The sequence below is a fragment of the Micromonospora sp. DT46 genome (assembly GCF_049841735.1).
GTDB lineage: Bacteria > Actinomycetota > Actinomycetes > Mycobacteriales > Micromonosporaceae > Micromonospora > Micromonospora reichwaldensis.
Genome location: NZ_JBNCKW010000003.1, coordinates 109,857 through 135,435, shown reverse-complemented (window position 1 = coordinate 135,435; position 25,579 = coordinate 109,857). Strand labels below are relative to the sequence as shown.

Annotated in this window: 3 protein-coding genes; all 3 read right to left on the bottom strand. The window is 75.8% G+C overall.

The features are described from left to right. Positions 1-3: 3 nt before the first annotated feature. Genes ACLQ20_RS08510 through ACLQ20_RS08500 form a run of 3 tightly spaced genes read right to left on the bottom strand, consistent with a single transcriptional unit; the run spans position 4 to position 25,543 of the window. The gene (locus ACLQ20_RS08510; protein ID WP_425854878.1) at positions 4-9,510 is read right to left on the bottom strand and encodes a type I polyketide synthase; all 9,507 of its coding nucleotides are present in this window, start codon (positions 9,508-9,510) and stop codon (positions 4-6) included. A gap of 49 nt (positions 9,511-9,559) precedes the next feature. Then, positions 9,560-14,560 (bottom strand): type I polyketide synthase, encoded by a 5,001-nt coding sequence (locus ACLQ20_RS08505; protein ID WP_425854876.1) that lies wholly within the window; start codon positions 14,558-14,560, stop codon positions 9,560-9,562. A gap of 36 nt (positions 14,561-14,596) precedes the next feature. Further along, complete coding sequence (locus tag ACLQ20_RS08500) at positions 14,597-25,543, bottom strand: SDR family NAD(P)-dependent oxidoreductase (RefSeq protein WP_425854874.1); 10,947 nt, start codon at positions 25,541-25,543, stop codon at positions 14,597-14,599. Positions 25,544-25,579 lie beyond the last annotated feature (36 nt).

Genomic DNA, 25,579 nt, shown 5'->3' with positions numbered 1-25,579 from the left:
GGGTCACGAGTCGGAGCCTTCCAGGGCCATCCGGACCAGGCCCGCGACGTCGAGTTCGTGGATCTGCGCCTCGGGCGCGGCCGGGGCGGCGGGCGCCACGGCCGGCGGAGCGGCGCTCGTGCGGGCCAGCTGGAGCAGCTGGTCGAGCAGACCCGTCCGCCGCAGCTCGTCCAGCGGGATCGCGGCGAGGGCCCGGCGGACCGACTCCTCGTCGCCGTCGTCGCCGAACTCCCCGTCGCCGCCGGCGAAGAGCTCCTCGTACAGGTGGTCGGCCAGGCCGGCCGGCGTCGGGTAGTCGAAGACGACCGTGGTGGGCAGGTCGTGCCCGGTGGCCGCGGTGAGCAGGTTGCGCAGCTCCACGGCGGTGAGCGAGTCGAAGCCGAGGTCCAGGAAGCCCCGGTCCGTCTCGATCACGTCGCCGGAGGAGTGGCCGAGCACCTTCGCCGCGTCGACGCGCACCATCTCCAGCAGCGCGGCCCGCCGCTCGTCGCCGGGCAGCGCCCGCAACTCGGCGAGCAGGTCCCGGGCGACGGGCGCGGAGGCGTCCGGCGCGTCGGCGGGGGTGACGGCCAGCTCGCGTACGGCCGGCAGGTCGGCCAGCAGCGGGCTGGGCCGCAGCGAGGTGAACAGCGGCGCGAAGGTGGCCCACTCGACGTCGGCGACGGTGACGCAGGTGTCGCCGACGGCCAGGGCGTGCCGCAGCCCGGCCATCGCCACGCCCGGCGGCATCACCCGCAGGCCGCGGCGGCGCAGCTGCTCCGCCGCGCCCTCGGTGTACATGCCGGACTCGGTCCACGGTCCCCAGGCGACGGAGGTGGCCGCCAGGCCCCGGCCCCGGCGCCGCTCGGCGAGCGCGTCCAGGTAGGCGTTGCCGGCCGCGTACGCGCCCTGCCCGCCGCTGCCCCACACCGCCGAGATGGACGAGAAGAGCACGAACGCGTCCAGGTCGACGCCGTCGAGCAGCTCGTCGAGGTGCTCGGCGCCGGACAGCTTCGGGGCGATGACGTACGCCAGGTCCTCCAGGGTGGTGTCGGCCAGCGGCACCACCTCGCTGACCCCCGCGGCGTGCACCACCGCGCGCAGCGGCGGGCCCTCCCGCCCGAGGTCGGCCAGGAGCTCGGCCACCGCGTTCCGGTCGGCGGCGTCGCAGCGGGCGACCCGGCAGTCCACCCCGAGGCCGGTCAGCTCGGCGAGCAGCTCGGCGGCGCCGGGGGTGTCGGTGCCGCGCCGGCTGGTCAGCACCACCCGTTCCGCGCCGGCGCCGGCCACCCAGCGGGCCACGTGCCCGCCGAGCGCGCCGGTGCCGCCGGTGATCAGCACCGTGCCCCGGGGCTGCCACGGCGCGGGCTCCCCGTCGGTGACGGCCGGGACGAGCCGCCGCACCAGCACCCCGGACTCGCGGACGGCGAGCTGGTCCTCCACGCCGCCGCCGGTGAGGATGCCGCCGAGCCGCATCGCCGTCCAGGGCTCGAGGTCGGTGGGCAGGTCGACCAGACCGGCCCAGCGGACGGGCTGTTCCAGCGCGGCCACCCGGCCCAGGCCCCACAGCATCGCCTGCCGCGGGTTGGCCGGTACGTCGCCGTCGCCGACCCCGACGGCGCCCTGGGTGACGGACCAGAGCCGGGCCGGGGCGTCGAGGTCGACGAGCTGCTGGAGCAGGTGCACGGTCGCGGCGAGGCCACGCGGCAGCGCCGGGTGCTCGGCGTGCGGGGCGTCGTCCAGGCCGAGGAAGGAGAGGATCGACAGCGGCCCCCCGTCCTCGCCGAGTGCCTCGGTGAGCACGTCGGCGAATCCGCCGCACAGCTCGTCGGGGTCCGCGCCGGTGTCCACGGGCACGATGGTCACGTCGGTGCCCAGGGCCCAGGTGCAGGAGTTCAGGTCGGGGTCGTCGGCCCGGTCGGCGGGCAGCAGCACCAGCCAGCGGCCGGGATCCTGCTCCTCCGGGGTCTCCTCGATGGGCTCCCAGACGACCCGGTACCGGCTGCCATCGACCAGGGACCGTTCCCGGCCGCGCCGCCGCCACGCGGAGAGCGCGGGCAGCACCGTCCCGAACGGCTGGTCGCGGTCCACGTCCAGGTCGCGGGCCAGCGACTCGAGGTCCTCGGCCTCGACGGCCGCCCAGAAGCGGCGCTCGACGTCGGTGCGGTCGTCCTCGGCCGCCAGGCTGGCCCACGGCGGCGGCTCCGGCCAGTAGCGCTGCCGGTCGAACGTGTAGGTGGGCAGGTCGACCCGCTGCGCGCCGGTGCCCGCGTAGAGGGCGAACCAGTCCGGGGAGACGCCGTGGGTGTGCAGCGCGGCGACCGCCCGCAGCAGGGTGGTCGGCTCGGAGCGGTCCCGGCGCAGGGCGGGTACGACCAGCGGGGCCCGGCCGCCGCTCGGGGCGTCCTCGGCCAGGACGGCCTGGGCGAGGGCGGTGAGCACCCCGTCCGGGCCGATCTCGACGTAGCCGGTGACGTTGCGCTCCCGCAGCGCCGCGACGGCGTCGGCGAAGCGCACGGCGTCGCGGGCGTGCCGCACCCAGTACTCCGGCGTGCCGATCTCCGCCGCGTCGACCGGCGCGCCGGTGACGGTGGAGATCATCGGAATGGTCGGGTCCTGGTACCGCAGCCGTCCGGCGACGGCGGCGAGGTCGTCGAGCACCGGTTCCATCAGCGGGCTGTGGAACGCGTGGCTGACCGTCAGCCGCCGGATCCGGACGCCCCGCGCGGTCCACTCGGCGGCCAGTTCCTCGACGGCGTCGCCGGCCCCGGACACCACGACGGCGGCGGGACCGTTGACGGCGGCGACGGAGACCCGGTCGGCGCGGTCGCCGAGCCCGGCGGTCACCTCGGCCTCGGTGGCGGCGATGGCGAGCATCGCCCCGCCGGCCGGCAGCGCCTGCATCAGCCGGCCCCGGGCGGCGACCAGCTCGGCGGCGTCGGCCAGGGAGAGCACCCCGGCGGCGTGGGCCGCGGCGAACTCGCCGATGGAGTGCCCGGCGACCGAGTCGGGGCGCACCCCCCACGCCTCGAACAGCCGGAACAGCGCCACCTCCACGGCGAAGAGCGCCGGCTGGGTGAACTCGGTCCGGTCCAGCGCCTCGGCCTCGGGGGTGTCCGGCTCGGCGAAGAGCAGCGGCTTCAGCGGGCGGGGCAGGTGCGGGTCGAGTGCGCCGCAGGCCTCGTCGAGCGCGGCGGCGAAGACCGGGAACGCCTCGGCCAGCTCGCGCCCCATCCCGGCCCGCTGCGCCCCCTGCCCGGAGAACAGGTACGCCACCTTCGGCCGGGACGCGGCCACGCCGGTGACCACCAGCGGCGAGTCCTCACCGGCGCCGAGGGCGCGCAGCCCGGCGCCCAGCGCGATCCGGTCGGTGGCCAGCACGACGGCCCGGTGCTCCAGGGTGGCCCGGGAGACCGCCGACGACCAGCCCACGTCGACCGTCCGGGGGGCCTCCAGCCCGGTGAGCTGCTCGGCCCAGCGGTCCGCCTGGGCGGCCAGCGCGACCGCCGTACGTCCCGACAGCAGCACCGGCACCACCGGCAGCCCGGCCGGCTCCCCCGTCGGCGGCTCGACGACGGCTGGCTCCGGGGCCTGCTCCAGGATGGTGTGCGCGTTGGTGCCGCTGATGCCGAACGAGGAGACGGCCGCGCGGCGCGGGTGGTCGGTGACCGGCCACGGGCGGCCCTCGCCGAGCAGCTCGACCGCGCCGACGGACCAGTCCACCTGGTCGGTCGGCTCGTCGACGTGCAGGGTCTGCGGCAGGTAGCCGTGCCGCAGCGCCAGCACCATCTTGATGATCCCGGCGACGCCGGCGGCGGCCTGCGTGTGCCCGATGTTGGACTTGATCGAGCCGAGCCAGAGCGGCTGGTCGGCGGGCCGCTGGCCGTACGTGGCGAGCAGGGCCTGCGCCTCGATGGGGTCGCCGAGCTTGGTGCCGGTGCCGTGCGCCTCGACGGCGTCCACGTCGGCCGGGGTGAGGCCGGCGTTGGCGAGCGCCTGCCGGATCACCCGCTGCTGCGACGGCCCGTTCGGAGCGGTCAGGCCGTTGGAGGCGCCGTCCTGGTTGACGGCGCTGCCCTTGATCACGGCGAGCACGGGGTGGCCGTTGCGGCGGGCGTCGGAGAGCCGCTCGACGAGCAGCAGGCCGAGGCCCTCGCCCCAGCTGGTGCCGTCGGCGGCGGAGGCGAACGCCTTGACCCGGCTGTCCGGGGCGAGCCCCCGCTGCCGGCTGAAGCCGACGAACACCCCGGGGGTGGACATGACGGTGACGCCGCCGACGAGGGCGAGGGAGCACTCCGAGCGGCGCAGCGCCTGGCAGGCCCAGTGCAGCGCGACCAGCGACGACGAGCAGGCGGTGTCGACCGAGACGGCGGGCCCCTCCAGCCCGAGGGTGTACGACACCCGGCCGGAGAGCACGCTGCCGGCGTTGCCGGTCATCAGGTGCCCCTCGGCGCCCTCGGCGCTGAACATCAGGTTCCGGTAGTCCTGGTAGTTGGTGCCGACGAAGACGCCGGTGGGGCTGCCGCGCAGCGCGTGCGGGTCGATCCCCGCCCGCTCGATCGCCTCCCAGGACGCCTCCAGCAGGAGCCGCTGCTGCGGGTCCATGGCCAGGGCCTCGCGGGGGCTGATGCCGAAGAAGCCGGCGTCGAAGTCGGCGGCCCCGGTGACGAATCCGCCCTCGCGGGCGTAGCTGGTGCCCTCCTTCTCCGGGTCGGAGTCGAAGAGCCGGTCGAGGTCCCAGCCCCGGTCGGTGGGGAACTCGCCGATCGCGTCGCCGCCGCCGGCGAGGAGCTGCCACAGCTGCTCCGGGGTGTCCGCCCCGCCGGGCAGGCGGCAGCTCATCGCCACGATGGCGATCGGCTCGTCGTCGTCGGCCGGCGCGGCCGGGGCGGGGGTGGCCACGTCCGGGGTGGCCCCGGTGAGCAGTTCGTCGAGGTGCGCGGCGAGCGCCGTCGGGTTCGGGTAGTCGAAGGCGAGCGTCGCGGGCAGCCGCAGGTCGGTGGCGGTGGCCAGGAAGTTGCGCATGTCCACGGCGGTCAGCGAGTCCAGGCCGAGGTCGCGGAAGGGCAGGGTGGCCGGGATGTCGTCGGCCGCGCCGTAGCCGAGCGCGGTCGCCGCGCACTGGCGGACCAGCTCCAGCAGCGTCGCGGCGCGCTCCGCCGCGGCGAGCCCGGCGAGCCGCCGCGCCAGGGCCGACGGTACGTCCGTCGCCTCCTCAGCGGCCTCCTGCGGGTCCGGCCGCGTCGCCTCGCGCACCTCGGCGAGGTCGCCGATCAGCGGGCTGGGCCGGACCAGGGTGAACGCGGGGGCGAACCGGGCCCAGTCGATGTCGGCGATCAGGGTCGTGGCCTCGCCGCGCCGCAGCGCCCGGGCGAGGGCCTCGACGGCCAGGTCCGGGTCCATGCCGAGCATGCCGCCCCGGCGCAGTCGCTGCTGGGCGCGTTCGTTGTCGGCGGGCAGGCCGGCCCCGCTCCACGCGCCCCAGGCCACCGAGAGTGCGGGCAGGCCCTCGGCCCGGCGCCGCTCGGCGAGGGCGTCGAGGAACGCGTTCGCCGCCCCGTACGCGCCCTGCCCGGCGTTGCCGGTGGTGCCGGCGACCGAGGAGAAGAGCACGAAGGCGTCCAGGTCGAGGTCCCGGGTCAGCTCGTCCAGGTGGACGGCGGCGGCGCACTTGGGCGCGGCGACGGTGTGCAGGCGCTGCGGGGTGACGGTGTCGACGATCCCGTCGTCGAGGACGGCGGCGGTGTGCAGCACGGCGGTCACCGGGGCGTCGGCGGGTACGGCGGCCAGCAGGTCGGCCACCTGCGCCCGGTCGGCGACGTCGCAGCGGGCCACGGTGACCCGTACGCCGAGGTCGGTCAGCTCCGCCTCCAGCTCGGCGGCACCCGGGGCGTCCGGGCCGCGCCGGCTGGCCAGCAGGACGTGCGCGGCGCCGGTGCGGGCCGCCCAGCGGGCCAGGTGCCCGCCCAGCCCGCCGGTGCCGCCGGTGATCAGCACGGTGCCGCGCATCCGCCAGGTGTCGTCGACGGCGTCGCCGGACGCGGTCGGCTCGGGTTCGGTGAGCCGGGTGAGCCGGCGGACGAAGACCCCGGACCCGCGCACGGCGAGCTGGTCCTCGTCGCCGCCGAACTGCTCCGCGCCGTCGTCGTCGCCGAACTGGTCGGCGCCACCGCCGAACTGGTCCTCGCCGTTGGCGCCGAGCGCCGCGCAGAGCAGGGCGCCGGCCTGCGCGTCGAGGGTGTGCGGCAGGTCGAGCAGGCCGCCCCAGCGGGCGGGGTGTTCGAGGGCGACCGCGCGGCCGAGCCCCCAGACGGCGGCGGCCACGGGGCTCGGCGCCGGGTCGTCGGCGCTGACCGCGACGGCTCCCCGGGTCGCGCACCACAGCGGCGCCTCGACGCCGAGCGCCCCGAGCGCCTGCACCAGCAGGGCGGTGCCCGAGACGGCCAGCGAGGTCGCCGGGTGCTCCGGGTGCGCCCGCTCGTCCAGGCCCAGCAGGGAGAGCACGGCGACGGGTCCGTCCGGGCCGGCGAGCGCGGCGCGCAGCGGTTCGGCCAGCGCCGCCGGGTCGTCGGTGGCGTCCAGTTCCACGGGTACGACGTCCGCGCCGAAGTTGCCGAGCGCCGACAGCACGTCGGCGACCAGGGGGTCCCCGGCCAGCGCCGCGGGCACCGGGACGAGCCAGGTGCCGGCGAGCCAGGTCAGCGGCAGGTCGGGCACGGCCTGCCAGGTGACCCGGTAGCGCCACCGGTCGAGGTCCGGCTCGCCGTCGGGCGCGGCGAGGAAGGCCGGCGGGGCGGGCCAGTACCGGTGGTGGTCGAAGGCGTACGTGGGCAGGTCGACGGTGGGCGCGGCGGGCAGGACCTTCGTCAGGTCGACGGGCAGGCCGATGGCGTGCGCCGCGGCGAGGTTGGTCAGCAGCCGGGTCGCGTCGTCGTCGTCGCGACGCAGGCTGCCCAGGGTGTTACCGGTGACGCCGGTGTCGTCGAGGATCGCCGTGACCGGCATCGTCAGCACGGGGTGCGGGCTGATCTCCACGAACGTGGTGTGCCCGGCGGCGACGGCCACCCGCACCGCCGTGTCGAAGAGCACCGTCCGACGCAGGTTGTCGTACCAGTAGTCCGCGCCCATGGAGATCGGGTCGGCCCAGTCCCCGGTGAGCGTGGAGACCAGGCGGGTGTGGCCGACCTGCGGCGTCACGTCGGCCAGGTCGGCGCGCAGCTGCTCGGCGACCTCCTGCACGGCGGGCGAGTGCGACGCGTAGTCCACGGGGATCAACCGGGCCCGGACCCCCTGGGCCTGGCACGCCTGCACCAGGTCGGCGACGTGCTGCGGCGGGCCGGAGACCACGACGGTGGACGGTCCGTTGACCGCCGCCACCCCGACGCCGGGGAAGGCCGGCAGTCGCTCGGCGACCGCGTCGGCCGACAGGTCCACCGACGCCATCGTCCCGGTGCCGCGCAGCACAGTCAGGGCGCGGGAGCGCAGCGCCACCGCCTTCGCGGCGTCCTCCAGGCTGAGGATGCCGGCCACGCACGCCGCGCCGATCTCGCCCTGCGAGTGACCGATGACCGCGGCCGGGGTCACCCCCGCGTGCTGCCACACCGCGGCGAGGGCCATTCCCACGGCCCACAGCACCGGCTGCACGACCTCGACCCGCTCCAGCCACGACTCGTCGTCGCCGGTCAGCACCGACACCACGTCGACGGCGAGGTACGGGTCGAGGGCCCGCTGGCACTCGGCCAGCTTCGCGTCGAACACCGGCGTCCGGCCGACCAGACCGGCGGCCATCCGCGCCGACTGCGCGCCCTGACCGGGAAAGACGAAGACGGGGCCCGCGCCGGGGCCCGACGCCACACCGTTGACCACGTTCCCGGCGGGCAGGCCGGCCGCGACCGCGTCCAGCCCCGCCAGCAGCTCGTCAGCGGTCGAGCCGACCACGGCGGCGCGGTGGTCGAACGTCGAGCGGGTGGCCGCCAGGGACCAGCCCACGGCGGCCGGCTCCAGCCCGTCGCGCTGTCGCAGGTGCGACGCGAGCCGGGCGGCCTGCCCGGCCAGGGCGGCCTTCGACCGGGCCGACACCGGCCAGAGGAGCGCGTCGGCCGCGACCAGCCCGGGGGCGGAGTCGGAGCGGTGCTCCTCGGCCGACTCGTCCGGCTGCTCGATGATCACGTGCGCGTTGGTGCCGGAGATGCCGAACGAGGAGACGGCGCCCCGCCGCGCCCGCCCCGTCTCGGGCCACGGCCGGGCCTCGGTGGCCAGTTCCACCGCGCCGGCCGTCCAGTCGATGTGCGGGGACGGGGCGTCGACGTGCAGCGTCGCCGGGACGACGCCGTGCCGGATGGCGAGCACCAGCTTGATCACCCCGGCCACGCCGGCGGCGGCCTGGGCGTGGCCGATGTTCGACTTCACCGAGCCGAGCAGCAGCGGCGGGGCCTCCCCCCGGTCCTGCCCGTACGTGGCGATGAGCGCCTGCGCCTCGATCGGGTCGCCCAGCTTGGTGCCGGTGCCGTGCGCCTCCACGACGTCGACGTCGGCGGTGGAGAGCCGGGCGGAGGCGAGGGCCTGGCTGATCACCCGCTGCTGCGCCGGCCCGTTCGGGGCGGTCAGCCCGTTCGACGCGCCGTCCTGGTTGACGGCCGTGCCGCGGACCACCGCGAGGACGTGGTGGCCGTTGCGGCGGGCGTCCGACAGCCGCTCGACCAGCAGCCAGCCGACGCCCTCGGAGAACCCGGCGCCGTCGGCGCTGGCGGCGAACGACCTGCACCGCCCGTCGGTGGAGAGGGCGCGCTGCCGGCTGGATCCGATGTAGAGGCCCGGGGTGGCCATCACGGTCACCCCGCCGGCCAGCGCCAGGTCGCACTCCCCCGCCCGCAGCGCCTGCACCGCGAGGTGCAGTGCCACCAGCGACGACGAGCAGGCCGTGTCGATGGAGACGGCCGGCCCTTCGAGCCCGAGGGTGTACGACACCCGGCCCGACGCGACGGCCGCCGCGCCCCCGGTCATCGAGTGCCCCTCGTCGCCGTCGGGCGACATCATCAGCAGGGTGCCGTAGTCCTGCCCGTTGGTGCCGACGAACACCCCGGTCCGGCTGCCGCGCAGCGAGGCCGGGTCGATCCCGGCGGCCTCGACCGCCTCCCAGGACGTCTCCAGCAGCAACCGCTGCTGGGGGTCCATGGTCAGCGCCTCGCGGGGTGAGATGCCGAAGAAGGCGGAGTCGAAGTCCCCGGCCCCGTCGACGAACCCGCCCTCCCGGGCGTACGAGGTGCCCGGGTGGTCGGGGTCGGGGTGGTAGAGGCGCTCCAGGTCCCAGCCCCGGTCGTCGGGGAAGGGCGTGACCGCGTCCCGGCCGTCCCGCAACAGCTCCCACAGGTCGTCGGGGTTGCGCACCCCGCCCGGCAACCGGCAGCTCATCGCCACGATCGCCACCGGCTCCAGTTCCTGGGACTGTGCCTCACTGAGCCGGCGGCGGGTGTCGTGGAGATCAGCCATGACCCGCTTGAGGTAGTCGCGGAGCTTGTCTTCGTTGGCCATCGGAGTGCCGCTTCCTCGAAAGGGACGGGAGAGAGCTGGAGCTGGAAGGTCAGGAGATGCCGAGGTCCTTGTCGACCATCGCGAACAACTCGTCGTCGGTGGCGTCGTCGAGGTGCCGGCCGATGTCGGCGCCACCGCTGTCCTGGGCGAGCCGGGACAGCATCGCCTGCAGGCGTACGGTGGCCCGCACCCGGGCCGCCTCGTCCCGCGCCACCACGTCGAGGCTGTCGGCGATCCGGTCCAGATCGTCGAGGAGGGCGGTCGGGGTGACCACGTCGTCGTGGGCGACCTCGGCGAAGAGGTACTCCGCCAGGGTCGTCGGGGTCGGGTAGTCGAAGACCAGGGTGACCGGCAGGGCCACGCCGGTGGCCGAGCCGAGTCGGTTGCGCAGCTCGACGGCGGTGACGGAGTCGAAGCCCAGCTCCCGGAACGCCCGGTGCTCGTCCACCGACTCGGCGGACGGGTAGTTGAGCACGGCGGCGACCTGGCTGCGGACCAGGCCGAGCAGCACGGCGAGCCGCTCGGCGGCGGGCAGGCCGGCGAGCCGGTCCTGCAACGTCTCCGGGCCGTCGCCGGCCTCCACGCTGGCCACCTGCTCGGCCGTGACGAGGCGCCGCACGTCCGGCAGGTCGCTGATCAGCGGGCCGGGCCGGGTGGCGGTGAAGGCGACGGAGAACCGTTCCCAGGCGATGTCGGCGATGGTCAGGAACGCCTCGCCGTGGTCCACGGCCTGGTGCAGCGCGGCGATGGCCGCCTCGGGGGTCATCTCGGGTACGCCGTGTCGGTGCAGCAGCTCGCCGAGCGGCCCGTCGGCCATGCCGCCGCCGGCCCACGCCCCCCAGGCGATGGAGGTGGCGGTCAGGCCGAGGCCACGCCGGTGCTGGGCGAGGGCGTCGAGGAACGCGTTGCTCGGGGCGTAGTTGCCGACGCCGGAGCTGGCCACGCTGCCGGCGAAGGACGAGAACATGATGAACGCCGACAGCTCGTGGTCGAGGGTCAGCTCGTGCAGGTTGTACGCGACGTCGACCTTGGCCTGGAGCACCCGCTCGATCTGCTCCGGCCGGATGTCGTTGATCATGGCGTCGTCGAGCACGGCGGAGGCGTGCACGACCGTGGTGAGCGGGTACTCGGCGGGGATCGCGTCGATCAGGTCGGCCAGCGCGTCCCGGTCGGAGGCGTCGCACTCGACGACGGTGGCCTGGGCGCCCAGCTCGGTGAGGTCGTCGACGAGCTGCTGCGCGCCCGGCGCGGCCATGCCCCGCCGGCTGACGACCACGATGTTCTCCACACCGCTGCGGGCCAGCCAGCGGGCGGCGTGCCCACCGAGCGCGCCGGTGCCGCCGGTGACCAGCGCCGTGCCGTACGGCTGCCACGGGTTCGCGGGCTGGCTCTCGCCGAGCGGGACCCGGGTGAGCCGGCGGGCGAGCAGGCCGCCGGGACGTACCGCGATCTGGTCCTCCTCGCCGGCGGCGGTGAGGGCCGCGACCAGCAGGTCGGCGCAGCGCTCGTCGACGGCCTCCGGCAGGTCCACGAGACCGCCCCAGCGCTGCGGGTGCTCCAGCGCGGCGACCCGGCCGAAGCCCCAGACCAGCGACTGCACCGGGGAGCGCAGCAGGTCGGCCATGCCGACCGACGCGGCGCCGGAGGTGACGCTCCACATCGGGGCGCGCAGGCCGAGGTCGCCGAGGGCCTGGAAGAGCGCGACGGTGGCGGCGAAGCCGCCGGGCACGGACGGGTGCAGCGGGTGGGCCAGCTCGTCGAACGCGAGCAGCGAGACCACGCCGGTCACCTCGGCGGCGGCGTCGTCGCCACCCGGCGCGGCGGCGAGCGCCTCCTGAAGCAGCTTGCCGAACTGGTCGCGGTCGACGTCGGGGGTGGAGACGGGCACCGGGACGAGCGTCGCGCCGGCCGCCGTGAACGCCTCGACGCAGGCGTCCTGCCAGGGCTCGATGATGTCGCCGGTGGGGAGCACGACGACCCAGGTGCCGCTCATGCCCCGGTTGGCGACGCCGGTCAGCGGCTTCCAGGTGTCCTGGTAGCGCCAGCTGTCGATGTCGGACTGGCGGCGCCGCTGCCGGCGCCAGGAGGTGAGCAGCGGCAGGGCCGGCAGCAGCGCGTCGAGGACCTCGTGTGCCGGGGTGTCCTCGGTGGCGATGGTCTCGGCGAGGGCGGTGACGTCCCCGCGTTCCACGGCCGCCCAGAAGCTCGTGTCGCTGGGGTCGCTGCCGGCCGCGCCCTGGAGCAGGCTCTGCAGGTCGGGGCCGCCGCTGCCGTCCAGCCAGAACCGCTGGTGGTCGAAGGCGTACGTGGGCAGCGGCGCCACCTCGGTCTCGGTGAGGACGTTCGTCAGGTCGACGGGCAGGCCGATGGCGTACGCGGTGGCGAGGTTGGTCAGCAGCCTGGTCGCGTCGTCGTCGCCGCGGCGCAGGCTGCCCAGGGTGTGCCCGGTGACGCCGGTGTCGTCGAGGATCGCCGTGACCGGCATCGTCAGCACGGGGTGCGGGCTGATCTCCACGAACGTGGTGTGCCCGGCGGCGATCGCCGTCCGGACGGCGGCGTCGAACCGCACGGTGCGGCGCAGGTTGTCGTACCAGTAGTCCGCGGTCATCGAGGTCGGGTCGACCCAGTCCCCGGTGAGCGTGGAGACCAGGCGGGTGTGGCCGGCCTGCGGCGTGACGTCGGCCAGGTCCGCGCGGAGCTGCTCGGCGACCTGCTGCACGGCCTCGGAGTGGGAGGCGTAGTCCACGGGGATGAGCCGGGCGCGCAGGCCCTCGGCCTGGCACGCCGCCACGAGGTCGGCGACGGGCTGCGGCGGGCCGGAGACCACGACGGTGGAGGGACCGTTGACCGCCGCGACGCCGACGCCCGGGAAGGCCGGCAGCCGCTCGGCGACCGCGTCGGCCGACAGGTCCACCGACGCCATCGTGCCGGTGCCGCGCAGCGCGGTCAGCGCCCGCGAGCGCAACGCGACGGCCTTCGCCGCGTCCTCGATGCTGAGGATGCCGGCGACACAGGCCGCGCCGATCTCGCCCTGCGAGTGGCCGACGACCGCGTCCGGGACGACGCCCGCCGCGCGCCACACGGCCGCGAGGGCGATGCCGACGGCCCACAGCACGGGCTGCACGACCTCGACCCGCTCCAGCCACGACTCGTCGTCGCCGGTGAGCACCGACACGAGGTCCACGTCCAGGTACGGGGCGAGGGCCCGCTGGCACTCGGCCAGCTTCGCGTCGAACACCGGCGTCCGGCCCACCAGGCCGGCGGCCATCCGCGCCGACTGCGCGCCCTGGCCCGGGAAGACGAAGACGGGGCCGGTGCCGGCGCTGGTGACCGTACCGGTGACGAGGTTGCCGGCCGGGTGGCCGGCGGCGAGGGCGTCCAGCCCGGCGAGCAGCTCGTCGGTGCCGAGGCCCGCCACGGCGGCGCGGTGGTCGAACGTCGACCGGGTGGTGGCCAGCGACCAGCCGACGGCCGCCGGGGCGAGGTCGCCGTGCTCGCGCACGTGCCGCGCGAGCCGGGCGGCCTGCCCGGCGAGGGCGGAGCGCGACCGGGCCGACACCGGCCAGAGGGTCACGTCCGAGGCGACCAGGCCGGGGCGACGCGCGGGCTCGACGGCGGTGGCCTCGACGGCCTCGTCGCCGTCCACGGACGCCGGTTCGGCGACGCGCGGCCGGTACTCCTCCAGGATCACGTGGGCGTTGGTGCCGCTCACGCCGAACGAGGAGACGCCGCCGCGGCGGGGGCGGTCCAGCTCCGGCCACGGCTTGGACTCGGTGAGCAGGGAGACCGCCCCGGCGGTCCAGTCCACGTGCGGGGACGGCTCGTCGACGTGCAGGGTCTCCGGCATGACGCCGTTGCGCAGCGCCATCACCATCTTGACCAGCCCGGCGACGCCGGCGGCGCTCTGGGTGTGGCCGATGTTCGACTTGACCGAGCCCAGCCACAGCGGCCGGTCGGCGGGACGGTCCTGCCCGTACGTGGCGATGAGCGCCTGCGCCTCGATGGGGTCGCCGAGGGTGGTGCCGGTGCCGTGCGCCTCGACCATGTCGACGTCGGCGGTGCCGAGCCGGGCGTTGGCGAGGGCCTGGCGGATGACCCGCTGCTGGGAGGGGCCGTTCGGGGCGGTGAGCCCGTTGGACGCGCCGTCCTGGTTGAGGGCGCTGCCCCGGATCACGGCGAGGATCGGGTGGCCGTTGCGCTCGGCGTCGGCCAGCCGCTCCACGACGAGCACGCCGCCGCCCTCGCCCCAGCCGGTGCCGTCCGCGCCGGCCGCGAAGGCCCTGCACCGGCCGTCGACGGACATGCCGCGCTGCCGGGAGAAGACGACGAACACGCCGGGGGTGACCATCACGGTGACGCCGCCGGCGATGGCCAGGTCGCACTCGCCGCGGCGCAGCGCGTTCACGGCGAGGTGCAGGGCCACCAGCGAGGAGGAGCAGGCGGTGTCGACGGTGACGGCGGGGCCGTTGAGGCCGAGGGTGAACGAGATCCGGCCGGACGCGACGCTTGTGGTGTTGCCGGTGCCGATGTACATGTCGACGCCCTCGGGCACGTTCGGCAGACCCATGCCGTAGTTCGAGGTGCTCAGCCCGACGAAGACACCGGTGGAGCTGCCGCGCAGCGACAGCGGGTCGATGCCGGCCCGCTCGACGGCCTCCCAGGACGTCTCCAGCAGCAGCCGCTGCTGCGGGTCCATGGCGAGGGCCTCACGCGGCGAGATCCCGAACAGGGACGGGTCGAAGTCACCGGCGCCGTCGAGGAACCCGCCGATGCGCGTGTAGCTCTTGCCCGGCTTGTTGGGGTCGGGGTCGTAGAGCGCTTCCAGGTCCCAGCCCCGGTCGTCCGGGAACTCGGTGAGCGCGTCCCGGCCGTCGGCGACGAGGTCCCACAGGGCTTCCGGCGACCGGACCCCACCGGGGAAGCGGCAGCTCATCGAGACGATGGCCAGGGGTTCCTGGTCGCGCGCCTCGACGGTCTGCAGCTTGCGCTTGGTCTCGTGCAGGTCGGCGGTGACCCGCTTGAGGAAGTACCGCAGCTTGTCATCGCTCATCGGGGGGCACCTGCCTCGATTGGAAGGTTGGTCATCTCAGGAGATTCCAAACTCTTTGCTGATGAAGTCGAAGATCTCGTCGTCGCTGGCCGAGTCGAGGTCGGGCCGGTCCGGTTCGGCGGCGGGCCCGGCCGCCAGGTCGGACGCCTTGGCGAGCAGGTCCTGCATCCGGGCGGTGAAGCGGGCCCGGGCCGCCGGGTCGAGCGGGATGGCGTTGAGCAGGCTCTCCACCGTGTCGATGCCCTGGAAGAGGGGCTGCGTGGAGGGCGCCGCGTCGGCGGCGATCTCGCTGGTCAGCTTCTCGGCGAGCGCGGTCGGCGTCGGGTAGTCGAAGACCAGCGTCGCCGGCAGCCGCAGCCCGGACAGGCCGTTGAGCCGGTTGCGCAGGTCGACGGCGGTGAGCGAGTCGAAGCCCAGGTCGGTGAAGAGCCGGTTCGGGTCGACGGCGTCGGCGCCGGCGTGGCCGAGGACGGCGGCGATGTTCGCCCGTACCACGTCGAGCACCACCTTGAGCCGCTCCGGGCCGGCCAGGCCGGCGAGCCGCTGGCTGAGCTGCACCCCGCCGGAGCGGGCGCCGGTGGCGTCGACGGAGCGCCGCAGCGGCACCCGGACCAGGGCCCGGAGCATCGGCGCGAGGGTGCCGGCCTCGGCCTGCCCGCGCAGCGTCCCGACGTCCAGGCGCATCGGCACGACGGCCGCCGCGTCGAGCCGCCAGGCGGCGTCGAAGAGGTTCAGCGCCTGCTCGGTGGCGAGGCCGGCAGCACCCTGCTCGGCCATCCGCCGCACGTCGTCGTCGCCGAGGTGGCCGGTCATGCCGCTGGCCTGCTCCCAGAGGCCCCACGCGAGCGAGATGCCGGCGAGCCCGCGGGCCCGGCGGTGCGCCGCGAGGGCGTCGAGGAAGGCGTTCGACGCGGCGTAGTTGGACTGGCCGGCGCTGCCCAGGGTGGCCGCCGCCGAGGAGAAGAGGACGAAGGCCGCGAGGTTCGCGTCGGCCGTTAGGCGGTGCAGGTGCCACGCCGCGTCGATCTTCGGCACGGCGACCGCGTCCACCCGTTCGGGCGTCATCGACTCCAGCACGCCGTCGTCGAGGACACCGGCGGCGTGCACCACGGCGGTGAGCGGGTGCGCGGCGGGCACCCCGGCCAGCAGCGCCGACAGGGCGTCGGGGTCGGCGGCGTCGCAGGCCGCGACGGTCACCTCCGTACCGGCGCCGGCGAGTTCGGTGACGAGGTCGTCGATCCCCTCGGCCGCCGCGCCGCGTCGCCCGGCCAGCAGCAGGTGCCGCACGCCGTGGGTGGTGGCGAGGTGGCGGGCCAGGATGCGGCCCAGCACGCCCGTGCCGCCGGTGATCAGCACGGTGCCGTCCGGGTCGATCCCGCCGGGCAGCGGCTCCACGCCGGCCGGGACCCGCCCGAGCCGTGGCGTGCGCACCTGCCCGGCCCGCACGGCGAGCTGCGGCTCGCCGGAGGCGATCGCGGCGGCCAGCGCGGTGGCGCTGTCCGGGGTGTCGTCGAGGTCGACGAGCTGGCATCGGCCCGGGTGTTCGAGCTGGGCGGTGCGCAGCAGACCCCAGACCGGGGCCTGGCGCAGGTTGACCACCTGCTGCTCGCCCGCCGCGACCGCGTCGCGGGTGACCAGCACCAGCCGGGACTCGGCGAACCGGTCGTCGGCGAGCCAGGTCCGCAACGCGGCGAGGGTACGGTGCGTGGTGGCCCGCGCCTGCCCGGCCAGCGCCGGGTCCGTCGGGTCCCCCGCGTCGCCGATCGGCACGATCACCGCCTCGGGCGCCGGCTCACCCCCGGCGAGCAGGTCGCCCAGCGAGTCGAGGCCGACGTCGGTACGCACCCGGGCGCCGGCCGCCTCGCAGGCGGCGCTGAGCGCCAGGTCGTCGCCGAGCGCCACCCAGCGGGTGGCCGCCGGCACGGGTCCGGTGGGCACCGGCAGCGCCGGCCAGTCCACCTGGAACAGCGACTCGTGCCGGCCGGAGCGGGCCGCGCCGAGCGAGTCGCCGGAGACCCGGCGCATGATCAGCGAGTCGACGTGCAGCACCGGGGCGCCGGTGGCGTCGGCCACCTGGAAGGAGACGCCGACCTCGCCGGCGGCGGCGACGCGTACGCGCAGGGCGGTGGCCCCGGCGGCGAGCAGGGACACCCCGGTCCAGGCGAACGGCAGGCGGGGCACGGTGGCGTCGGCGCCGTCGCCCATCCGGCCGAGGAAGCCGCCGATCGACATGGCCTGCAACGCGCCGTCCAGCAGCGCCGGGTGCACCCCGAAGCGGCCGGCCTCGGCGTGGTGGTCGGCGGGCAGTTCGACCTCGGCGAAGACCTCGTCGTCGCGGGTCCACGCGGCGCGCAGGCCACGGAACGCCGGGCCGTACCCGAAGACGGTCGCCTCGATGCCGGAGTAGAAGTCGTCGGCCTCGACGCGCGTCGCGCCGGGCGGCGGCCACACCCCCAGGTCGAAGGCGGGCGCGGCGTCGCCCGGCTGCGGACCGAGCAGACCGGTGGCGTGGCAGGTCCAGGCGACGTCGGCCAGGATCTCGTCGGAGCCGTCCCGGTAGGGCCGGGAGTAGAGCTGGACGGTACGCCGCCCGTCGTCGTCCCGGTCGCCGACCATGAGCTGCACCTGGAGCGCGCCGAGTTCGGGCAGGACGAGCGGGGCGAGCAGGGTCAGCTCCTCCACCGTCGGGCAGCCGGCCTGCTCACCGGCGTACGTGGCCAGCTCGACGAAGGCGGTGCCGGGCAGCAGGATGTTGTCCATCACCCGGTGCTCGCCGAGCCACGGGTGGGTACGCACCGACAGCCGCCCGGTGAAGACCATCCGCTCGCTGTCGGGGAAGGTCAGCGTGGCGCTGAGCAGCGGGTGCCCGGCGTCCTGGAGGCCGGCGGAGCTGACGTCCTGCGCCCGGTGCAGCGGCGGCTCGACCCAGTACCGCTGGTGGTCGAAGGCGTACGTGGGCAGCGCCACGACGTCGGTCCCGGCGAGGACCGTGCCCAGGTCGACGGGCAGGCCGATCGTGTGGGCGGTGGCGAGGTTCGTCAGCAACCGCGTCGCGTCGTCGTCACCCCGCCGCAGGCTGCCCAGCGTGTGCCCGCTCGCGCCGGCGTCATCGAGAATGGCCGTGACCGGCATCGTCAGCACCGGGTGCGGGGAGATCTCGACGAACGTGGTGTGCCCGGCGGCGACGGCGACGCGCACGGCGGCGTCGAACTGGACGGTCTGCCGCAGGTTGTCGTACCAGTAGCCGGCAGTCATCGACGCCGGGTCCACCCAGTCCCCCGTCAGCGTCGACACCAGCCGGGTGTGGCCCGGCTGCGGGGTCACGTCGGCCAGGTCGGCGCGCAACCGCTCGGCGACCTCCTGCACCGCCGCCGAGTGCGACGCGTAGTCCACCGGGATCAACCGGGCGCGCACACCTTCGGCCTGGCAGGACTCGACCAGGTCTGCGACCGGTTGCGGCGGACCGGAGACCACGACGGTGGACGGGCCGTTGACCGCCGCCACCCCGACGCCCGGGAACGCCGGCAGCCGCTCGGCCACCGCCTCTGCCGACAGGTCCACCGACGCCATCGTCCCCGTGCCCCGCAGCACCGTCAGCGCCCGCGAGCGCAGCGCCACGGCCTTCGCCGCGTCCTCGATGCTGAGGATGCCGGCCACGCACGCGGCACCGATCTCACCCTGCGAGTGACCGACCACCGCCGCCGGGGTGACCCCGGCGTGCTGCCACACGGCGGCGAGCGCCATGCCGACAGCCCACAGCACCGGCTGCACGACCTCGACCCGCGCCAACCACGACTCGTCCTCATCGGTGAGCACCGACACGAGGTCCACGTCCAGGTACGGCGCCAGGGCCCGCTGGCACTCCGCCAGCCGCGCGTCGAACACCGGCGTACGACCGACGAGGCCGGCGGCCATCCGCGCCGACTGCGCACCCTGACCCGGGAACACGAACACCGGACCCGCCCCGTGGGGCGTGGCGGTGCCGGCGACGACGTTGCCGGCCGGCGCCCCCGACACCAGCGCGTCCAGCCCCGCCAGCAGCTCCTCCAGGCTCGACCCGACGACGGCGGCCCGCTGGTCGAACACCGACCGGGTGGCGGCGAGGGACCAGCCCACCGCCGCCGCGTCGACCTCGCCGCGCTCGCGCACGTACTCCGCCAGGCGGGCGGCCTGGCCGGTCAGGGCGCCCTTCGACCGCCCCGACAGCGACCACAGCACCGCGTCGGAGGTCACGAGCCCGGGGCCGGGCTCGGCCGGGGCCACGGCCTGCGGCTCGTCGGCCTGCTCGATGATCACGTGGGCGTTCGTGCCGGAGATGCCGAACGAGGACACCGCCGCCCGGCGCGGCCGGTCCACCGCCGGCCACGGCCGCGACTCCGTCGCCAGCTCCACCGCGCCGGAGGTCCAGTCGATGTGCGGGGACGGCTCGTCCACGTGCAGCGTCGCCGGGACGAGGCCGTGCCGGATGGCCTGCACCATCTTGATCACGCCGGCGACACCGGCGGCGGCCTGGGCGTGGCCGATGTTCGACTTGATCGAGCCGAGCAGCAGCGGCCGGTCGGCGGGCCGCTCCCGCCCGTACGTGGCGAGCAGGGCCTGCGCCTCGATCGGGTCGCCGAGGGTGGTGCCCGTGCCGTGCGCCTCGACCACGTCCACGTCGGCGGTCGTCAGGCGGGCCGACGCGAGGGCCTGGCGGATCACCCGCTGCTGCGAGGGGCCGTTCGGGGCGGTCAGCCCGTTGGAGGCGCCGTCCTGGTTGATCGCGGAGCCGCGCACCACCGCGTACACGGTGCGGCCCTGCCGGCGGGCGTCGGAGAGCCGCTGCACGAGCAGCATGCCGACGCCCTCGGACCAACCGGTGCCGTCGGCGGACGCGGCGAAGGACTTGCACCGGCCGTCGGCGGCCAGGCCGCGCTGCCGGGAGAACTCGACGAACGCGGTCGGGGTGGCCATCACCATGACGCCGCCGGCGAGGGCCATGTCGCACTCGCCGCGCCGCAGCGCCTGACCGGCCCAGTGCAGCGCGACGAGGGAGGACGAGCAGGCGGTGTCCAGCGACACCGCCGGCCCTTCCAGCCCGAACGTGTACGCCACCCGCCCGGAGATGACGCTGCTGGTCATCCCGGTCAGCATGTAGCCCTCGGCGGCCTCCGGCGAGTACGCGAGCAGCGAGCCGTAGTCCTGGCCGCTGGTGCCGACGAAGACGCCGGTGCTGCTGCCCCGTACGTCGGCCGGGTCGATGCCGGCGGACTCGAAGGACTCCCAGGTGGTCTCCAGCAGCAGCCGCTGCTGCGGGTCCATGGCCAGGGCCTCGCGGGGCGAGATGCCGAAGAAGCCGGGGTCGAAGCGGTCGACGCCGCTGAGGAAGCCGCCGCCCCGGGCGTAGAAGGTGCCGGGGGCGTCCGGGTCGGGGCTGTAGAGGCTGTCGAGGTCCCAGCCCCGGTCGGTCGGCAGGTCGCTGATCGCGTCGACGCCGTCGACCACCAGCCGCCACAGGTCGTCGGGCGACCACACGCCGCCGGGCAGCCGGCAGGCCATGCCAATGATCGCCAGGGGCTCGTCGTCGCCGACCGGCACGGCGGTCGTCGTGGGTCGCACGGGGACCGGGGTGCCGGCGATCTCCGTACCCAGGAAGCCCGCCAGGTCGTGCGGGGTCGGGTAGTCGAAGACGAGCGTGGCCGGCAGCCGCATCCCGAAGGCGTTGTTGAGCCGGTTGCGCATCTCGACGGCGGTGAGCGAGTCGAAGCCGAACTCGCTGAACGCCCGGCGCGGCTCGATGGCCGCCGGGTCGGGGTAGCCGAGCACGGCGGCGGCCTGGCCCCGGACGATCTCGACCAGCGCGGCGGCCCGCTCGGCGTCGCCGAGCCCGGCGAGCTGCTGCACGAGCGAAGCGCCGGTGGTGGCCGCGGCGGCGCGGGCGGGCATGCGGATCAGCGCCCGGTACAGCGGCGGGATGCTCCCGCCGGCGAACTGCACCTTCATCGCGGCGAGGTCCAGCCGGGCCGGGACGAGCGCGGCGTCGGTGGTGCGGCAGGCCGCGTCGAAGAGGGCGAGCCCCTCCTCGGCCTCCATGGCGGCGACGCCGGAGCGGGAGATCCGGTTGAGGTGGACGTCGTCCAGCTCGGTGGTCATGCCGCTGCGGTCGGCCCAGAGGCCCCAGGCGAGGGTGAGGGCGGCGAGGCCGCGCGCCTTGCGGTGCTGGGCCAGCCCGTCGAGGAACGCGTTGGCGGCGGCGTAGTTGCCCTGGCCCGGGCCGCCGGCGGTGGCGGCGAGCGAGGAGTACGAGACGAACGCCTTCAGGTCGAGGTCAGCGGTCAGCTCGTGCAGGTGCCAGGCGGCGTCGACCTTGGGCCGCAGCACGCCGTCCATCCGCTCCGGGGTGAGCGAGGAGATGACGCCGTCGTCGCGGACGCCGGCGGCGTGGATGACGGCGGTGAGCGGGTGCTCCGCCGGGATGCCGGCCAGCAGTTCGGCCACGGCGCTACGGTCGGCGACGTCGCAGGCGGCAACGGTGACGCTCACGCCGAGCGCCTCCAACTCGGCGCAGAGCTCCGCGACGCCCCCGGCGGCGCGGCCGCGCCGGCTGGTGAGGATCAGGTGCCGGACGCCGTATGTGCCCACCAGGTGCCGGCTCATCAGCTGGCCGAGGGTGCCGGTGGCGCCGGTGATCAGGACGGTGCCGTCCCCGTCGAACGGGGCGGCCGGCGGCTCGGTCGGGGCGGGGACCCGGGTGAGCCGGGCGCCGGCGGCGACGCCCGCGCGGATCACGACCTGCGGCTCGTCGGTGGCGACGGCCGGGACGAGCGCGGCGGCGCAGCCGGCGATGTCGTCGACGTCGACCAGCACGAACCGGTCGGGGTTCTCCGACTGGGCGGAGCGGAGCAGGCCGATCACGGCGGCGCCGGCCAGGTCGGTCAGGTCGGTGTCCCATTCGGTGGCGACCGCGCCCGAGGTCAGCACCACCAGCCGGGAGTCCGCGTAGCGCTCCTCGGCGAGGAACTGCTGGAGCACGGCGAGCGCCCGGTGGGTCACCTCGGCGACGGCCCCGGGCACGTCCGCCGACGCGGGCGGGTCGAGGAACGGCACGAGCAGCACGCCGGGTGCGCCCGTCCCGTCGTCCATCGCCGTGGCCAGGGCGGACAGGTCGGCGTACGCCGCCACGGTCGTGCCGGTGGCGGCGACCGCGTCGGTGAGCGCCGCCGCGTCGCCGATGACCGCCCAGTCGACGGTGGACGGGCCGGCGGGCAGCGCGAGCGGGGCCCACTCCACCCGGAACAGCGACTCGGCGCCACCGCCCCCGGCGGTGCGGAGCTGGTCGGCGGAGACCGGCCGCAGGACCAGGGAGCCGACGGAGATGACGGGCGCCCCGGTGACGTCGGTGAGCAGCAGCGAGATGCTGTCGGGGCCGGTGTGCGAGACCCGGACGCGGGCCGCCGCGGCCCCGGCGCCGTGCAGGGCGACGTCGTTCCAGGAGAACGGCAGCCGGCCGTACCCCGGCGGCATGTCCGCCCCGGACGGCTCCCCGGCCGGCGTGGTCAGGCCGAGGGTGTGCAGCGCCGCGTCGAGCAGGGCCGGGTGCAGGCCGTACCCGCCGGCCTCCGCCGCGGGGGCCTCGGGCAGCGCCAGCTCGGCGAAGAGCTCGTCGCCGCGCCGCCAGGCGGAGCGCAGGGCGATGAACGACGGGCCGTAGTCGTAGCCCTGGGCGGCGAGGTTCAGGTAGAGGTCGTCGGTGCCGACCTCGGTCGCGCCCGGCGGGGGCCAGGTGGTCAGGTCGGACCAGCCGGCGGGGCCGCTCGGCACGGCCGGGCCGCTGGCCAGCACGCCGCTGGCGTTGCGGGTCCAGGCCCGCTCGCCCTCGTCCGGCTCGCCGTCCTGGGCGGAGTGCAGCGACACGGACCGGCAGCCGGTCTCGTCCGCCGGGCCGATCCAGAGCTGGATGTCGACGCCCCCGGTCTCCGGCAGGATCAGCGGCGACTCCAGGGTGAGCTCGCGGACGTGGTCGGCGCCGACGTGCGCGCCGGCCTGGAGGGCGAGTTCGACGAAGCCGGTGCCGGGCAGCAGCACGGTGTCGAAGACGACGTGGTCGGAGATCCACGGGTGGGTACGCCGGGCCAGCCGCCCGGTGAACAGGAAGCCCTCGGCGTGCGCGACGCCGACGGCGGCCCCGAGCAGGGGGTGTTGCGCGGGCCGCAGGCCGAACGCGGTGACGTCGCCGGTCCACCCGGCACCCGCCTCAGGCCAGTAGCGCTGGTGCTGGAACGCGTACGTGGGCAGGTCCACCCGCCGGGCGCCGGTGTCGGCGAACCACGGCTGCCAGTCGACGGCCACCCCGTGCGCGTGCAGCTCGGCCAGCCCGGCCAGCAGCCCGTGCACGGCGGGCCGGTCCTTGCGCTGCACGGCGACGGCCAGCACGCCGTCGTCGCCGGGCAGGATGTCCGCCGCCATCGCGGTCAGTACGCTCTGCGGCCCGACCTCCAGGAACGTGTCCGCCCCGGCGGCGCGCAGCGCGGTGACCCCGTCGGCGAAGCGGACGGCCTGCCGGACGTGGCGCACCCAGTAGTCGGCGGTGCGGATCTCGTCGGCGTCGGCGAGCGCGCCGGTCACGTTCGACACGATCGGCAACGCCGGCGCGGAGAACTCCAGCCCGTCGAGGACGGCCCGGAACCCGTCGAGCATCGGCTCCATCAGCGGACTGTGGAACGCGTGGCTGACCGTGAGCCGGCGCGTGCGCGCCCCCCGGTCCTTCCAGAGCCGCTCCACCTCGTCGAGAGCCTCGACGGCGCCGGAGACGACCACCGACGTCGGCCCGTTCACGGCCGCGATCCCCACGTCGGCGAGCCCGTCGAGCGTGGCGAGCACATCGGCCTCGGCCGCCGCGACGGCCAGCATCCCGCCGCCGGCCGGCAGCGCCTGCATCAACCGGCCCCGCGCCGCCACCAGCGCCGCCGCGTCCGCCAGGGACAGCACCCCGGCCACGTGCGCGGCCGCGACCTCGCCGATCGAGTGGCCGCCCACGAAGTCCGGTGTGATCCCGAACGAGCCGACGAGCCGGAACAGCGCCACCTCGACCGCGAACAGGCCGGCCTGGGTGAACACGGTCTGGTCCAGCAGCTCCGCCTCGGCGGAACCCTCCGGAGCGAACAGCACGTCCTTCAGCGGGCGCGGCAGCAGCGGGTCGAGCTGCACGCACACCTCGTCCAGCGCGGTCGCGAAGACCGGGAACTCGGCGTACAACTCCCGACCCATGCCGGCGCGCTGCGCGCCCTGGCCGGAGAAGAGCACCGCCAACGTTCCCCGGCCGCCGGCCTGGCCCGTGACGACGGCGCCCGACGGCTCCCCGGCGGCGAGGGCGCGCAGCCCGGCCAGCAGGTCGTCGCGGCCGGTCGCGGAGACCACGGCCCGGTGGTCCAGGGTGGAGCGGGAGGTGACCGACGAGAACGCCACGTCCAGGGGCCGCAGGATCTCGTCGGCGGCGATCCGGGCCGCCCAGCGGCCCGCCTGCGCGGCGAGGCCGGCCGCGTCCCGGGCCGACACCGGCACCGGCACGACCGGCCGCTCGACCACAGGCGCGGCGGCGGCCGACGGGGACTGCTGGGGCGCCGGGGCCTGCTCCAGGATGGTGTGCGCGTTGGTGCCGGACACCCCGAACGAGGAGACCGCCGAGCGGCGCGGGCGGCCCACCGCCGGCCACGGCGTCGCCTCGGTCACCAGCGACACCTCGCCGGCCGACCAGTCGACCTCGGGCGTCGGCTCGTCCACGTGCAGGGTGGGCGGCACGACGCCGTGCCGCATCGCCATGACCATCTTGATCACACCGGCGACCCCGGCGGCGGCCTGGGCGTGACCGATGTTCGACTTGACCGACCCGAGCAGCAGCGGCGCCGAGTCCCCCCGGTCCTGCCCGTACGTGGCGAGCAGCGCCTGCGCCTCGATGGGGTCGCCGAGCCGGGTGCCGGTGCCGTGCGCCTCCACCACGTCCACGCCGCCGGCGGCGAGACCGGCGTTGGCCAGGGCCTGCTGGATCACCCGCTGCTGCGACGGCCCGTTCGGGGCACTCAGGCCGTTGGAGGCGCCGTCCTGGTTCACCGCGCTGCCCCGCACCACGGCGAGGATCGGGTGGCCGTTGCGCTGCGCGTCCGACAGCCGCTCCAGCACCAGGACGCCGACGCCCTCGGACCAGCCGGTCCCGTCGGCGGCGGCGGCGAACGCCTTGCACCGGCCGTCGGCGGCGAGACCGCGCTGCCGGGAGAACTCGACGAAGGCGGCCGGGGTGCACATGGCGGTGACCCCGGCGACGATGGCCAGGGTGCACTCCCGCTGCCGCAGCGCCTGCCCCGCCAGGTGCAGGGCGACCAGGGACGACGAGCAGGCGGTGTCGATGGTGACCGCCGGCCCCTCCAGCCCGAAGGTGTAGGCGATCCGGCCGGAGACCACGCTGCCGGCGTTGCCGGTCATCAGGTGCCCTTCGAGGCCCTGCGCGGCACCCATCAGCACGGTGCCGTAGTCCTGGCCGGTGCTGCCGGCGAAGACACCGGTGCGGCTGCCGCGCAGCGAGTGCGGGTCGATGCCGGCCCGCTCCAGGGCCTCCCACGAGGTCTCCAGCAGCCAGCGCTGCTGCGGGTCCATCGCCAGCGCCTCCCGGGGGGAGATCGCGAAGAAGCCCGGGTCGAAGTCGGCCAGGTCGTGGACGAAGCCGCCCTGCCGCGTGTACGAGGTGCCGCTCTGCTCGGGGTCGCTGTCGTAGAGCGACCCGAGGTCCCAGCCGCGGTCCTCCGGGAAGTCGGAGACCACGTCCCGGCCGGACGCGACGACCTCCCACAGGTCCTCGGGCGACCGCACCCCGCCGGGGAAGCGGCAGCTCATGGAGACGATGGCGACCGGTTCCTGTTCACCGGCCTCCACCTCGCGCAGGCGCTGGCGCACCTGGTGCAGGTCAGCGGTGACCCGCTTGAGGTAGTCGAGAAGCTTCGCCTCGTCAGCCATGGACCGCGCACTCCTTGTGTTGACCCGTCGTCGCAG